The sequence below is a fragment of the Crenobacter caeni genome, from assembly GCF_010435965.1.
GTDB lineage: Bacteria > Pseudomonadota > Gammaproteobacteria > Burkholderiales > Chromobacteriaceae > Craterilacuibacter > Craterilacuibacter caeni.
Genome location: NZ_JAAGAA010000011.1, coordinates 1 through 13408, shown reverse-complemented (window position 1 = coordinate 13408; position 13408 = coordinate 1). Strand labels below are relative to the sequence as shown.

At 67.5% G+C, this 13408-nt stretch carries 15 protein-coding genes and 1 pseudogene; all 16 read left to right on the top strand.

Features of this window, described 5'->3' with window-relative positions; all coding sequences use genetic code 11:
• Positions 1-34 precede the first annotated feature (34 nt).
• Positions 35-1105, top strand: a complete 1071-nt coding sequence (hisC, locus tag GZH52_RS12365; RefSeq protein WP_163316768.1) for a histidinol-phosphate transaminase — start codon at positions 35-37, stop codon at positions 1103-1105.
• Positions 1106-1108: 3 nt separating this feature from the next.
• A complete protein-coding gene (gene hisB / locus GZH52_RS12360) occupies positions 1109-1702 on the top strand; it encodes an imidazoleglycerol-phosphate dehydratase HisB (RefSeq protein ID WP_163316767.1) in 594 nt (197 codons plus the stop codon).
• On the top strand, positions 1699-2340 hold the full coding sequence (gene hisH / locus GZH52_RS12355; RefSeq protein WP_163316766.1) for an imidazole glycerol phosphate synthase subunit HisH: 642 nt from the start codon (positions 1699-1701) through the stop codon (positions 2338-2340). Before hisB ends, hisH begins: the two co-directional genes overlap by 4 nt.
• A gap of 21 nt (positions 2341-2361) precedes the next feature.
• Positions 2362-3102, top strand: coding sequence for a 1-(5-phosphoribosyl)-5-[(5-phosphoribosylamino)methylideneamino]imidazole-4-carboxamide isomerase (gene hisA / locus GZH52_RS12350; RefSeq protein ID WP_163316765.1), 741 nt, complete (start codon positions 2362-2364; stop codon positions 3100-3102).
• A gap of 62 nt (positions 3103-3164) precedes the next feature.
• Positions 3165-3929, top strand: coding sequence for an imidazole glycerol phosphate synthase subunit HisF (gene hisF, locus GZH52_RS12345; RefSeq protein ID WP_163316764.1), 765 nt, complete (start codon positions 3165-3167; stop codon positions 3927-3929).
• Entirely contained in the window at positions 3926-4354 is a 429-nt protein-coding gene (hisI, locus tag GZH52_RS12340) for a phosphoribosyl-AMP cyclohydrolase (protein WP_432417437.1), read from the top strand. Before hisF ends, hisI begins: the two co-directional genes overlap by 4 nt.
• A 96-nt stretch (positions 4355-4450) precedes the next feature.
• Positions 4451-4777, top strand: coding sequence for a phosphoribosyl-ATP diphosphatase (locus GZH52_RS12335; RefSeq protein ID WP_163316763.1), 327 nt, complete (start codon positions 4451-4453; stop codon positions 4775-4777).
• Positions 4778-4792: 15 nt separating this feature from the next.
• A complete protein-coding gene (locus tag GZH52_RS12330) occupies positions 4793-5116 on the top strand; it encodes a histidine triad nucleotide-binding protein (protein ID WP_163316762.1) in 324 nt (107 codons plus the stop codon).
• Positions 5117-5179: 63 nt separating this feature from the next.
• Entirely contained in the window at positions 5180-5386 is a 207-nt protein-coding gene (gene tatA / locus GZH52_RS12325) for a Sec-independent protein translocase subunit TatA (protein ID WP_163316761.1), read from the top strand.
• A gap of 48 nt (positions 5387-5434) precedes the next feature.
• A pseudogene (locus GZH52_RS16880) lies at positions 5435-5537 on the top strand (Sec-independent protein translocase subunit TatA/TatB); the annotation flags it as partial.
• Between the two features lie 370 nt (positions 5538-5907).
• Entirely contained in the window at positions 5908-6645 is a 738-nt protein-coding gene (gene tatC / locus GZH52_RS12315; protein WP_163316760.1) for a twin-arginine translocase subunit TatC, read from the top strand.
• On the top strand, positions 6642-6983 hold the full coding sequence (locus GZH52_RS12310; RefSeq protein WP_163316759.1) for a DUF2069 domain-containing protein: 342 nt from the start codon (positions 6642-6644) through the stop codon (positions 6981-6983). The genes tatC and GZH52_RS12310 overlap by 4 nt, the downstream gene beginning before the upstream one ends.
• 178 nt (positions 6984-7161) lie before the next feature.
• On the top strand, positions 7162-9327 hold the full coding sequence (locus tag GZH52_RS12305; protein WP_163316758.1) for a type I secretion system permease/ATPase: 2166 nt from the start codon (positions 7162-7164) through the stop codon (positions 9325-9327).
• Between the two features lie 11 nt (positions 9328-9338).
• Positions 9339-10733 (top strand): HlyD family type I secretion periplasmic adaptor subunit, encoded by a 1395-nt coding sequence (locus tag GZH52_RS12300; protein WP_432417438.1) that lies wholly within the window; start codon positions 9339-9341, stop codon positions 10731-10733.
• A 16-nt stretch (positions 10734-10749) separates the two neighbouring features.
• The gene (locus tag GZH52_RS12295; protein ID WP_163316756.1) at positions 10750-11340 is read left to right on the top strand and encodes a response regulator transcription factor; all 591 of its coding nucleotides are present in this window, start codon (positions 10750-10752) and stop codon (positions 11338-11340) included.
• A 142-nt stretch (positions 11341-11482) separates the two neighbouring features.
• Positions 11483-13408 (top strand): retention module-containing protein (locus tag GZH52_RS12290; RefSeq protein WP_163316755.1); only part of this gene is annotated, 1926 nt, incomplete at its 3' end.

Below are 13408 nucleotides of genomic sequence, written 5' to 3'. Positions count from 1 at the left end.
CGTCCAGATGACGCGCACCAGACGAAGCAGACCGATGAAACCAGCAGCCCAAGCATGGGTGCGCCCGGAAGTGGCCGCCATGCACGCCTACCATGTCGCCGACGCGCGCGGCATGATCAAGCTCGACGCGATGGAAAACCCGTTCCCGTTGCCGCCCGCCCTGCAGGAAGAACTGGGCAGCCGCCTCGGCCGCGTCGCCGTCAACCGTTATCCCGACCCGTCCGGCGGCGGACTCAAGGTGCGGCTCGCCGACGCCTTCGGCATCCCGCCTGCCGCGCAACTGTTGCTGGGCAATGGTTCGGACGAACTGATCACGCTGGTGACGCAGGCGCTGGCGCGTCCCGGTGCCACCATGCTCGCGCTCGAGCCTTCCTTCGTGATGTACCGCGTGAACGCCGAGCTCGCCGGCATGCGCTACGTCGGCGTCCCGCTGAACGCGGACTTCAGCCTCAACCTTGACGCCTTGCTCGCGGCCATCGAGGCGCACCAGCCGGCGCTGGTGTTCATCGCGTACCCGAACAACCCGACCGGCAACCGCTACGCGCGCGCCGACGTCGAGGCGGTGCTCGCCGCCGCGCCGGGCCTGGTGGTGGTCGACGAGGCGTACCAGGCCTTCGCCGACGACAGCCTGATGGACCTTGCCGGCGAGGTCGACAACCTCCTGGTGATGCGCACGCTCTCCAAGGTGGGGCTGGCCGGCATCCGCCTGGGCTACGCGGCAGGCGCCGCCGCCTGGGTCTCCGAAATCGACAAGGTGCGCCCGCCGTACAACGTCAACGTGTTGACGCAGGAAGCTGCGCACTTCGCGCTCGATCACCTCGCGCTGTTCGACGAGCAGGCGGCGCTGTTGCGCGCCGAGCGTGCGCGGCTGTTTGCCGGTCTGGCCGCGCTGCCGGGGGTCGAGGTGTTCGCGAGCGAAGCGAACTTCGTCACCTGCCGGGTGGCGGGCGCCGGTGCGCTGTTCGCCGCGCTCAAGGCGCGCGGCATCCTGATCAAGAAGCTCGACGGCGCGCATCCGTTGCTGGAAAACTGCCTGCGTTTCACCGTCGGCGCCCCCGAAGAAAACGACGCGGTCTTGTCCGCACTGCAACAGGAACTGGCGTGAACCATGCGTAGCGCGACTGTCACCCGCAACACCGCCGAGACGCAGATCACCGTTTCGGTCAACCTCGACGGCACCGGCATTGCCCGTTTCGACACCGGCGTGCCCTTTCTCGAACACATGCTCGACCAGGTCGCCCGCCACGGGCTGATCGACCTCGACATCCACGCGGTCGGCGACCTGCACATCGACGCGCACCACACGGTCGAGGATATCGGCATCACGCTGGGGCAGGCCTTCGCGCGCGCCATCGGCGACAAGCAGGGCATCCGCCGCTACGGCCACGCCTACGTGCCGCTGGACGAGGCCTTGAGCCGGGTGGTGATCGACCTGTCCGGCCGGCCGGGGCTCGAGTACCACCTGCCGTTCACCCGCGCGGCGATCGGCAGCTTCGACGTCGACCTGTTTTCCGAGTTCTTCCACGGCTTCGTCAACCATGCGATGGTCACCCTGCACATCGACAACCTGCGCGGGGTGAACAGCCACCACCAGGCCGAGACGGTGTTCAAGGCCTTCGGCCGCGCGCTGCGCATGGCGGTCGAGTTTGACGAGCGGATGGCCGGGCGCATGCCGTCGACCAAGGGGACGCTGACGGCATGAAGGTCGCGATCATCGATTACGGCATGGGCAACCTGCACTCGGTCCTGAAGTCGGTGCAGGCGGTCAACGACGCCGGCGCCGAGGTGTTCCTCACCTCCGACCCGGACGAGGTGGTGCGCGCCGACAAGGTGGTGTTCCCGGGCCAGGGCGCGATGCCCGACTGCATGCGCGAACTTAACGCGCACGGGCTCGCCGAGGCAGTGCTGGAGACCACGCGCAGCAAGCCCTTCTTCGGCATCTGCGTCGGCGCCCAGCTCCTGTTCGAACACAGCGAGGAAGGCGATACGCCGGGCCTCGGCCTCTTCGCCGGCGACGTGGTGCGCTTCGCGCCGGGGCTGACCGACGCTGCGGGCGAGCGGCTGAAGGTGCCGCACATGGGCTGGAACCGGGTGTTCCAGACGCGGCCGCACCCGCTGTTTGCCGGCATCGAAGACGGCGAGCGCTTCTACTTCGTGCACAGCTACCGTTTCGCGCCGGCGACCGGCGCGCTGACGCTGGGCGAATCCGAATACCCGGACCGCTTCGCGTGCATCGTCGGCCGCGATAATATTTTTGCCACGCAGTTCCACACCGAGAAAAGCCACCGGGCGGGCCTTCAGATGATGAAGAACTTCCTCGCCTGGGATGGCAGTGTTTAACCTTCCGTAGATGAATGCACCATGCTGCTGATACCCGCTATCGACCTCAAGGACGGACAGTGCGTACGCCTCAAGCAAGGCGTGATGGACGACGCGACCGTGTTCTCCGACGACCCGGTGAAAATGGCCGTGCACTGGCGAGACCAGGGCGCCGGGCGCCTGCACCTGGTTGACCTGAACGGCGCGTTCGCCGGCAAGCCGAAGAACCGCGGCGTGATCCGCGACATCCTGGGCGAGGTCGGCAACGACATGCCGGTGCAACTGGGTGGCGGCATCCGCGACCTGGACACCATCGAGGCCTACCTCGACATGGGCCTCAAGTACGTGATCATCGGTACCGCCGCGGTGAAGAACCCCGGCTTCCTGCACGATGCGTGCGATGCCTTCCCCGGCCACGTGATCGTCGGCCTGGACGCCAAGGACGGCCAGGTCGCGACCGACGGCTGGGCGAAAGTGACCCAGCACAACGTGGTCGACCTGGCCCGCCGTTTCGAGGACTACGGCGTGGTGTCGGTGATCTACACCGACATCGGCCGCGACGGCATGCTCAACGGTGTCAACGTCGAGGCGACGGTGAAGCTCGCGCAGGCGCTGACCGTACCGGTGATCGCCTCCGGCGGCCTGACCGGTCTCGACGACGTGCGCGCGCTGTGCGCGGTTCAGAGCGAAGGCGTCGAGGGCGTGATCACCGGTCGCGCGATCTACGAAGGCACCATCGACTTCGCCGCAGCGCAGACGCTGGCCGACGAGTTGTCCGCCTGACCTTGCGCCGCTGCCGGCCTGTCCGGCGGCGGCGCCCTCCGCACTTTCTCCCGGTTTTTGCCATGCTCGCCAAACGCATCATCCCCTGCCTCGACGTGACCGCCGGCCGCGTGGTCAAGGGCGTCAACTTCGTCGGCCTGCGCGACGCCGGCGACCCGATCGAGATCGCCCGCCGCTACAACGAGCAGGGCGCCGACGAGTTGACCTTCCTCGACATCACCGCCAGCTCCGACGACCGCGACCTGATCCTGCACGTGATCGAGGCGGTCGCCGACCAGGTGTTCATCCCGCTGACCGTCGGCGGCGGCGTGCGCCGCGTCGCCGACGTGCGCCGCCTGCTCAACGCCGGCGCCGACAAGGTCGGCATCAATACAGCGGCGATCACCGACCCGGACCTGGTGCGCGACGCTGCCGGCCGCTTCGGCAGCCAGGCGATCGTGGTCGCCGTCGACGCCAAGGCGGTCAACGCGGACAACACGCGCTGGGAAGTGTTCACCCACGGCGGGCGGCGCCCGACCGGGCTGGACGCGGTCGAGTGGGCGGTGAAGATGGCCGAATACGGCGCCGGCGAGATCCTGCTCACCAGCATGGACCGCGACGGCACCCGCCAGGGCTTCAACCTTGCGCTGACCCGCGCGGTGTCCGAGGCGGTGCCGGTGCCGGTGATCGCCTCCGGCGGCGTCGGCACCCTGCAGCACCTGGTCGACGGCGTGAAGGAAGGCAAGGCTGACGCGGTGCTCGCCGCCAGCATCTTCCACTTCGGCGACCACACGGTCGGCGAGGCGAAGGCGGCGATGCGCGCGGCCGGCGTCGAGGTGCGGCTATGAGCGCAGGCAAGGACGGACAGATGGAAACCGCCAGCTGGCTGGACGCGGTGCGCTGGGACGACAAGGGCCTGGTCACCGCGATCGCGCAGGACGCGGCGACCCAGCGTGTGCTGATGGTCGCGTGGATGGACCGCCAGGCGCTCGCGCTGACGGCCGAGACCGGCGTCGCCCACTATTACAGCCGCTCGCGCGGCCGCCTGTGGAAGAAGGGCGAGGAATCCGGCCACCTGCAGACGGTCAGCGAGATGCGGCTCGACTGCGACGGCGACGTGATCGTGCTGCAGATCACGCAGGCCGGCGGCATCGCCTGCCATACCGGGCGAGAATCCTGCTTCTACCGCGTGTGGCGGGACGGCGCGTGGCAGGTGACCGACCCGGTGCGCAAGGACCCGGCCGAGATCTACGGACACGGCCCGTCCGCTTGACGGCGGACAAGGCATCGCGGGTTTTCCCTATCGAAAATTCACGTTGCTGCAATAAAATCACCTTATACTTTTCGAACCGTCCCGAAGGGCTGCCCGATGATCGATACCGAGGTGCTGAGCAAGCTGGCCGACACGCTCGAAGCCCGCCGCGAGGCGGCGTCCGAGTCTTCCTACGTCGCGTCCCTGTACCGCAAGGGCGAGGACGCGATCCTCAAGAAGGTGGCCGAGGAATCGGCCGAGGTGCTGCTCGCCTCCAAGGACGGCGACCGCCTGCACCTGGTGCGCGAAGTCGCCGACCTGTGGTTCCACACCCTGGTGCTGCTTGCCCATCACGGCTTGCGCCCAGAGGACGTGCTGATGGAACTCAAGCGCCGCGAGGGCATCTCCGGCATCGACGAGAAGGCCTCGCGCCGGGCCGAGTAACACAGGACTATCCGAATGAGCGACTGCATTTTCTGCAAGATCGTGGCGGGCGACATCCCCGCCACCAAGGTTTACGAGGACGACGATTTCGTCGCCTTCCACGACATCCGGCCGATCGCGCCGGTGCACGTGCTGATCATTCCCAAGGCACATGTCGACAGCCTCGCGCATTGCGAGCCCGAGCATCAGGCGATGCTGGGCCGCATGCTGCTGTTGGCGCCCAAGATCGCCGCCGAGCAGGGCATGACCGACGGCTTCAAGTGCGGCATCAATACCGGCCGCGCCGGCGGCCAGGAAGTGCCGCACCTGCACCTGCACGTGTTCGGCCACAAGGCCTGAGTTTTCCCGCGCCAGCCCGCGGCTGGCGTCCATACCAATACATCAATCGGGTAGAGACATATCATGGGTTCTTTCAGCATCTGGCACTGGATCATCGTTCTGGTCGTCGTCGTCCTGGTGTTCGGCACCAAGAAGCTGCGCAACGTCGGTGAAGACCTGGGCAGCGCGGTCAAGGGCTTCAAGGAAGGCATGAAGGGCGACGAAGAGCAGAAGCCGGCCGAGGGCGGCCGCGTGATCGACGTCAAGGCCGAAACCGAAGACAAGAAGTAAGTCGCAGCCGTGTTCGAGATCAGCTTTGGCGAGCTGGTGCTCATCGGCATGATCGCGCTGATCGTGCTGGGGCCCGAGCGCTTGCCGACCGTCGCGCGCACCCTGGGTGCGCTGATCGGCCGCATGCAGCGTTTCGTCTCCGGCGTGAAGGCCGACATGCACGCACAGGCGGCCGCCACCGGCCTGACCGGCCTGCAAGAAGACCTGCGTAGCGCGGCCGAGGGGCTGCGCAGCCAGGTGCAGGGCCAGGTCGACGAGGTCAACGAGGTGCTGCGCGCCCAACAGGGCGAACTGAAGGCACTGGCGGCCGAGGCGGCGCAGCCGGTGGCCGACGCGCACGCCGAAGTCGGCGCCGCGCTGGACGACGCCGCCCGCGAGCTTGACCCGCAGGCGCTGATCGACGCCGCGCACCGCGACGACGAAGCGCCGGCCGCCTTGGCGCGCGACGAGAACCAGCCCGACCTGTTTGCACCCGCCGCGCCTGCCGCGGCGGCCCCGTCACCCGAACCTCCCCCGCGTCCATGACAGAACAACCGCTGCTGGCGCACCTGATCGAGCTCAGAACCCGACTGGTGCGCATCGCGGCCGGCATCCTGATCGTGTTCGTCGTCCTGTTCCACTGGGCCGGCGACATCTACCGGCTGCTGGCCAAACCGATGATGGACGTGCTGCCCGCCGGCGCGAGCATGATCGCGACCGACGTCACCGCGCCGTTCTTCGTGCCGGTCAAGGTGACCATGCTGGTCGCCTTCCTGATCTCCCTGCCGAACACGCTGTACCAGGTGTGGGCGTTCATCGCGCCCGGCCTCTACCAGCACGAGAAGAAGCTGGTCGCGCCGCTGGTGGTCTCCAGCGTGCTGCTGTTCTTCATCGGCATGGCCTTCGCGTACTTCCTGGTGTTCCCGGTGGTGTTCGGCTTCATGAGCTCGGTCACCCCGGACGGCGTGTCGATGATGACCGACATCGACAAGTACCTGTCCTTCGTGCTTGGCATGTTCGTCGCCTTCGGCGTCACCTTCGAGGTGCCGGTGGTGGTGATCCTGCTCACCCGCATGGGCATCCTGCGCGTCGAGCAGTTGCGCGAGGGGCGGCCTTACGTGATCGTCGGCGCCTTCGTGATCGCCGCCATCGTCACCCCGCCCGACGTGCTCTCGCAGATCATGCTGGCGGTGCCGCTGTGGATCCTCTACGAGCTCGGCATCCTGCTGTCGGTGTTCCTCGGCAAGCCGTCCGCCAAGACGGACGGGGAGGCGGCATGAGGCAGTGGGCGCACTGGGGCGCGATTGGCAGCCTGATCGCGCTGATCCTGCTCAACGTGGGCTGGGAGCTGTGGTGGGCGCCGCTGCGCGAGGGCGGCTCCTGGCTGGTCTTGAAGGCCGCGCTGCTGTTATTGCCGCTGCCGGGCATCCTGCGCGCGCGCCGCTACACCTACCAGTGGGCGAGCATGTTCATCCTCGGTTTCTTCGCCGAGGGCGTGATGCGCGGCTGGGCCGACAGCGGCCTCTCCAGCACCTTCGGCTGGGCGCAGGCGGCCTTGTGCACGCTGTTCTTCGCGTCGGTGCTCGCCTTCGTGCGTGCCGGCCGCGCCGCCGCCTGAACCCTTTTTCCGGCTCACCCCCGCTCTGGCCGCCCACGCGGCACGGGCGGGGGTTTTGTATTTTTACGACAAACAGCTTCAATCTATTCATTTCAAATAAAAAGCCGTGTAGAGTGCGGGGCGCGTATAAAATCACTATAGCGAACCGATAAAGCCGACCCAGTCTGCGAGTCCCATCATGGCTTTTCATACCCAAGTACCGGCCGACGGCGCCGGGCTCTCCCGTCAGTCGACCCACGTCGACCCCCTGCTTGATTGCCTGTTCGCGCTCGCCCGCGGCTACGGCCTCGCGGTCACTCGCGAGTCGCTCACCGCCGGCATCCCGCTTCCCGACAACCGGCTCTCCCCTTCGATGTTCGCGCGCTCGGCGCGCCGCGCCGGTCTCGCCGCGCGGGTGACGCGGCAGACGATCGCGTCGCTGCGCGAGGCGCTGCTGCCGGCGGTGCTGCTCATCGACGGCACCGACGCGTGCATCCTGCGCGAGCGCGACGGCGACACCCTGCGCGTGAGCTACGCCGAGCTGCCCGACGCGGTGGTCGAGGTGGCGCTTGCCGAACTGGAGGCGCGCTACGCCGGCGTCGCTATCCTGGTCAAGCCGCGCTACCAGTACGAGAAGCGCGCGCCGGAGATGGCGCAGATCCGCTCGCGGCACTGGTTCTGGCAGACGGTGTTCGCCAGCGCGCCGCTCTATCGCGACGCGATGCTCGCCGCCTTGCTGATCAACCTGTTCGCGCTGGTCTTCCCGATCATCTCGATGAACGTGTACGACCGGGTGGTGCCGAACATGGCGACCGACACCCTGTGGGTGCTCGCCGTCGGCGGCGCGCTGGTGCTCATGTTCGACTTCCTGCTCAAGGTCTCGCGCGGCTACCTGATCGACCTGGCCAGCAAGCGGGTCGACGTGACCCTGTCGGCGCTGATCATGGAGCGGGTGCTCGGCATCCGGCTGGAGGCGCGCCCGGCTTCGGTCGGCGCGTTCGCCGCCAACCTGCGCGCGTTCGAGACCATCCGCGACTTCATCGCGTCGGCGTCGGTCACCGCGCTGATCGACATGCCGTTTTTGCTGCTGTTCGTGCTGGTCATCGCGTGGATCTCGCCGTGGATGGCGATCCCGGTGCTGGTCGGCGCTTTGCTGATGGTCGGCTTTGCGTGGCTGGTGCAGGCGAAGATGCAGGAGATGGCGGAGACCACGCTGCGCGCCGGCGCGCAGCGCAACGCGCACCTGGTCGAGAGCCTGGCTGGTCTCGACACCATCAAGGTGCTCGGCGCCGAGGGCGAACTGCAGGGCAAGTGGGAGCGCTCGACGCTATTTCTCGCGCAGGTCGGCTCCAGGCTCAAGCTGCTGGCGTCGACCACGCAGAACTTTGCCGGCTTCATCCAGCAACTGGTGTCGGTCGCGATGCTGGTGGCCGGCGTCTACATGATCATGCTGGGCCAGCTGTCGATGGGCGGCATGATCGCCGCGATCATGCTGTCCGGCCGCGCGATGGCGCCCTTGGGGCAGGTGGTCGGCCTGCTGACCCAGTACCACAACGCCAAGACTTCGCTCGCCTCGCTCGACGGATTCATGAAGATGCCCGTCGAGCGTGAACAGGATGCCAACTTCTTCCACCGGGTCAGCTTCAAGGGCGAGATCGAGTTTTCCGACGTCAGCTTCAGCTACCCGCAAAACCCGATGGTCGCGCTGAAGGGGGTGTCGTTCCGCATCCGCGCGGGCGAGCGCGTCGCGGTGATCGGCCGCGTCGGCTCGGGCAAGAGCACGCTGCAGAAGCTGATCCTCGGCCTGTTCCAGCCGTCCGGCGGGTCGATCCGCGTCGACGGTGTTGACATCAAGCAGATCGACCCGGCCGAGCTGCGCCGCCATATCGGCTACGTGCCGCAGGACCCGGTGCTGTTCTACGGCTCGCTCAGGCAGAACATCGCGATGGGCTCGCCCCACGCCTACGACGCGTCGGTGGCGGCGGCGGCCGAGCAGGCCGGCCTCACCGAATTTGTCGGCGCGCACCCGCAAGGCTTCGACATGCTGATCGGCGAGCGCGGCGAGTCTTTGTCCGGCGGCCAGCGCAAGGCGGTCGCCATCGCGCGCGCCTTGCTCAACGCGCCACCGATCCTGCTGCTCGACGAGCCGACCAGCAATATGGACCACACTTCCGAGGCGCGCATCCGCGAGACGCTGCGCGCGATCGCGCCGGGGCGCACCGTGCTGCTGGTCACCCACCATAACGCGCTGCTCGACCTGGTCGACCGCCTGATCGTGGTCGACCAGGGGCGCATCGTCGCCGACGGGCCGCGCGAAGAAGTGGTGGCCGCGCTGCAGCAGGGCCGCGTAGGAAGGGCCGCGTGATGAAACGCTGGATGGAACGGCTCAAGGCCTGGGCGCTGGCCGCGCAGGCGCGCTGTGCGCCGTGGTGGGACCGGCTGATGGACTGGGCGGGCGCGCGCGACATCGCCGACCGCAACGACTTCGCGGCCGACGCCGACTGGGCGATCCTCGAGCAGCAGCCGCAGCGCCCGCGGGTGTTCGTGTGGCTGATGCTCGCCGTGGTGGTGGTGGCGCTGTTGTGGGCGGCGCTGGCCAAGGTCGACGAGGTGTCGCGCGGCGAGGGGAAAGTGGTCGCATCCGGCCAGAACCAGGTGTTACAGAGCCTGGACGGCGGCGTGGTCTCGCAGATCCTGGTGCGCGAGGGGCAGGTGGTCGACAAGGGGCAGCTGCTCGTCAAGGTCGACAACACCCGCTTCGTGTCGTCGCTACGCGAGAACCAGGCGCAATACCTGTCGCAGGCGGCCAAGGCGGCGCGCCTGAAGGCGATCGCCAATGGCGAGGCGTTCGCGCTGCCCCAGGAAGTGCTCGAGCAGGCGCCCGACATCGCCCGCCAGGAGATGGACCTCTACCAGAGCAAGAAGATGGAGCTGGACGCGTCGGTGTCGATCGCGCGCCAGCAGCTCGCGCAGCGCCGGCAGGAGCTGAACGAGGCGATCGCCCGCCGCGACCAGGCCGCGCAGGGCCTCGCGCTGACCAGCCAGGAGCTGTCGGTGACCCGCCCGCTGAAGGCGACCGGCGCAGTGTCCGATGTCGACCTGCTCAGGCTCGAGCGCGACGTCAGCCGCTACCGCGGCGAGCGCGACATGGCCGCGGCGCAGGTGCCGCGCATCCAGGCGGCGATCGCCGAGGCGCAGCGCAAGATCGACGAGGTGGAGCTGATGTTCCGCAACCAGGCGAGCACCGAACTCTCGGAGACGCTGGGCAAGGTCGGCGCGCTGTCGGAGGGCAGCGTCGGCCTCAAGGACAAGGTGAAATTGTCCGAGATCCGCAGCCCGGTGCGCGGCGAGGTCAAGCGCCTGTACAACAACACCGTCGGCGGCGTGGTGCAGCCGGGCAAGGACATCGTCGAGATCGTGCCGCTGAACGAGTCGCTGCTGCTGGAGACGCGCATCACGCCGCGCGATATCGCCTTCCTGCGCCCCGGCCAGCCGGCGGTGGTGCGCTACACCGCGTACGACTTCACGGTGTACGGCGGTATGCAGGGTGTGGTCGAGACCATCGGCGCCGACACCGTGACCGACGAGAAGGGCAACGCCTTCTACATCGTCAAGGTGCGCACCAAGGGCTCGAGCCTGGGCGAGGCGAAGCTGCCGATCATCCCCGGCATGGTTGCGCAGGTGGACATCATGACCGGCAAGAAGAGCATCCTGTCCTACCTGCTCAAGCCGGTGCTGCGCGCCAAGGCCGCCGCGCTGACCGAACGCTGACACGAGGAGGCTTGCCATGAAGATCGTGCTGTTTACCCTGAGCGAGGCGCTGGCCGACACCTGGCGCGCCGCGCTGGGGGCGGAGCGCTGCTGGCGGGTCGCCGACACGGCGACGCTTGCCGCCGGCCTGCAGCCAGGGCAGACCGTGCTGGTCGACCTCGCCATGCCCGGGGTGGACGCGGCCGACTGGCCAGTGCTGTGCGCGCGTGCCCGGGTGGTTGCGTTGAGCTCGGTGCCCGACAACGCCGAGGGCGTCGCCTGGCTTGGCCGCGGCGCGGCCGGCTACGCGCACGCGTACTCGACCGAAGACGTGCTGCGCCAGGTGGTCGCCACCGTGGAAGGGGGCGCGAGCTGGGTCGGCCGCGAACTGCTCGCGCAACTGTGCCGCCAGCTCGCCGGGCGCCTGCCCGCCGGCGACGGCGCGTGGCGCGACAAGGTGACCGCGCGCGAAGCCGAGGTGGTCGCCGCGCTGCGCCGCGGCCTCTCCAACAAGGAGATCGCGCGCGAACTCGAGATCGCCGAGCGCACCGTCAAGGCGCACCTGAGCCACCTGTTCGAGAAGTTCGGCGTCGAAGACCGCCTGCAGCTGTTGATCAAGCTGGGCTAAGCGCAGCCTGCGCGCAAGGACGGCAGCCGCGAGGCTGCCGTTTTGCTTGGCATGGCCCCGTATTGTCCTTCGGTACGATATTTCTTTCGCATTTGCCGTCTTACCCTGACAGCATCTCAATCGTGTCAGCGAAGGACGGGTCATGGCTCAAGGTAAAGTGGTCGCCATTCAGGGTGTAGTCAGGGCCATCGCGGCCGACGGCAGCGTGCGTATCCTCAAGGCGGGCGACATGGTCGCCACCGGCGAGCGGATCGAGCTTGCCAATGGCGCATCGCTCACCTTCGAACGACCCGGTGGCCAGCAAGTCAGCCTCGACGGCGGCCGCACCGTGCTGCTGGCCGAAGAAACCCTGCAGCCGAACGCCGTCGACGCCACCGAAGCGCGCGTCGCTCCGCTGAGTGCCGAAGCCGAGAAGGTGATCGCCGCGCTCAACAGCAACGAAGACCCGCTGGGCGTGCTCGAAGAAACCGCCGCCGGCCTGACCGGCGGCAGCGGCGCCGACGGCGGCCACGGCTTCGTCCGCCTGGGCCGCATCGTCGAGACCCTGAACGAGCTGAACTTGGAAACCGCTCGTGTGGATGCGCGGGTGGTGCCAGAGGCTGACGGCCAAGTGGCCACTGCCGCGCGCGAAGACGCACCGGTCGACACCACCGCGCCGACCATCTCCGTCGACGCCCCGGACAATAGCAACGACACCACGCCGACCATCACCGGCAAGACCGACGCGCCGGCCGGCAGCACCGTCACCATCGTGGTGACCGACGCCAAGGGTGATAAGCAGACGCTGACCACCACCGTGAAACCGGACGGCAGCTACAGCGTGGATGTGAGCAAGCCTTTGCCAGAAGGCGGCTACAAGGTGGACGCCAGCGTGAAAGACCCGACTGGCAACACCGGCACGGCGAGCGACAGCGGCAACGTTGACGTGACCGCGCCGATCATTACCGTCAACGCGCCGGACAATAGCAACGACACCACGCCGACCATCACCGGCAAGACCGACGCGCCGGCCGGTAGCACCGTCACCATCGTGGTGACCGACGCCAAGGGTGATAAGCAGATGCTGACCACCACCGTGAAACCGGACGGCAGCTACAGCGTGGATGTGAGCAAGCCTCTGCCGGAAGGTGGCTACAAGGCAGACGCCAGCGTGAGCGACCCGGCTGGCAACAAGGGACAGGCGAGCGACAACGGCAACGTTGACGTGACCGCGCCGAAGATCACTGTGGAAATCGTCAACGATGCCAATAACGATGGCTGGCTGAACGGCAAGGAGGCGGGAGATGGCCATGCACAGGTGGAGGTGCGTGTCGATCACGCCGCGCTGCAATCTGGTGGCCAGGTCTCCCTGACGATAGACCGCGCTGGCAGTCCCGACGCACGCGTGGTCACCGTCAAGTTTGTCGATGGGACCGTGCAGTTCACCGATGCGCAGGGGAAAGTGCTGATGGGGTACGCCTATGACCAAGGTGTGATCCGTTTCAACGAAGGCGTATTGGCCGAAGGCGAGCAACTGAAGGTTGACGCAGTGCAGACCGACGCGGCAGGCAATAAGGGTGCGGGTAGCGATAGTGCCCAACTGGGATCATTTGGAACGACTGATAGTGGGGCAGTCACCGAAGATGCAGCGATTCCGACGCTGAGCGATTCCGGACAACTGAAGGTCGCCACCGAAATAGCCTTCAAGGCCGGCGCCGGCGTGGCGCAGGGCGAAGTACTGGGCAGCCTCACCATCACGGCGGACGGCACCTGGACCTACAACGTCGATAACAGCAAGGTGCAGTACTTGGGCGCGGGCGCAACCCGTACCGAAAGCTTCAAGGTGCAGAGTGTGGACGGCACTGAACACATGGTGACCATCACCATCAATGGCACCGACGACGCGCCGGTGATCAGCCGCGGCACGGGCAGCGTGGTGGAAGACAGCCAGCCGAGCATCGGCGGGCAGCTGACGGCGAGCGACGCGGACAACGCCGATCTGGCCTTCGTGGGCGAGACGGTGAAGGGCAACTACGGCAGCCTGGTACTGGGCAGCGACGGCCAGTGGACTTACACGCTGGACAGCCGC

Excerpts from the sequence above, each read along its gene's own strand:
- tatA (WP_163316761.1), top strand. The coding sequence starts at position 5,180 with ATGGGTTCTTTCAGCATCTGGCACTGGATCATCGTTCTGGTCGTCGTC.
- hisF (WP_163316764.1), top strand. The coding sequence starts at position 3,165 with ATGCTCGCCAAACGCATCATCCCCTGCCTCGACGTGACCGCCGGCCGC.
- GZH52_RS12305 (WP_163316758.1), top strand. The coding sequence starts at position 7,162 with ATGGCTTTTCATACCCAAGTACCGGCCGACGGCGCCGGGCTCTCCCGT.
- hisA (WP_163316765.1), top strand. The coding sequence starts at position 2,362 with ATGCTGCTGATACCCGCTATCGACCTCAAGGACGGACAGTGCGTACGC.
- GZH52_RS12330 (WP_163316762.1), top strand. The coding sequence starts at position 4,793 with ATGAGCGACTGCATTTTCTGCAAGATCGTGGCGGGCGACATCCCCGCC.
- tatC (WP_163316760.1), top strand. The coding sequence starts at position 5,908 with ATGACAGAACAACCGCTGCTGGCGCACCTGATCGAGCTCAGAACCCGA.
- hisI (WP_432417437.1), top strand. The coding sequence starts at position 3,926 with ATGAGCGCAGGCAAGGACGGACAGATGGAAACCGCCAGCTGGCTGGAC.
- GZH52_RS12295 (WP_163316756.1), top strand. The coding sequence starts at position 10,750 with ATGAAGATCGTGCTGTTTACCCTGAGCGAGGCGCTGGCCGACACCTGG.
- GZH52_RS12300 (WP_432417438.1), top strand. The coding sequence starts at position 9,339 with ATGGAACGGCTCAAGGCCTGGGCGCTGGCCGCGCAGGCGCGCTGTGCG.
- GZH52_RS12335 (WP_163316763.1), top strand. The coding sequence starts at position 4,451 with ATGATCGATACCGAGGTGCTGAGCAAGCTGGCCGACACGCTCGAAGCC.
- hisB (WP_163316767.1), top strand. The coding sequence starts at position 1,109 with ATGCGTAGCGCGACTGTCACCCGCAACACCGCCGAGACGCAGATCACC.
- hisC (WP_163316768.1), top strand. The coding sequence starts at position 35 with ATGAAACCAGCAGCCCAAGCATGGGTGCGCCCGGAAGTGGCCGCCATG.
- GZH52_RS12310 (WP_163316759.1), top strand. The coding sequence starts at position 6,642 with ATGAGGCAGTGGGCGCACTGGGGCGCGATTGGCAGCCTGATCGCGCTG.
- hisH (WP_163316766.1), top strand. The coding sequence starts at position 1,699 with ATGAAGGTCGCGATCATCGATTACGGCATGGGCAACCTGCACTCGGTC.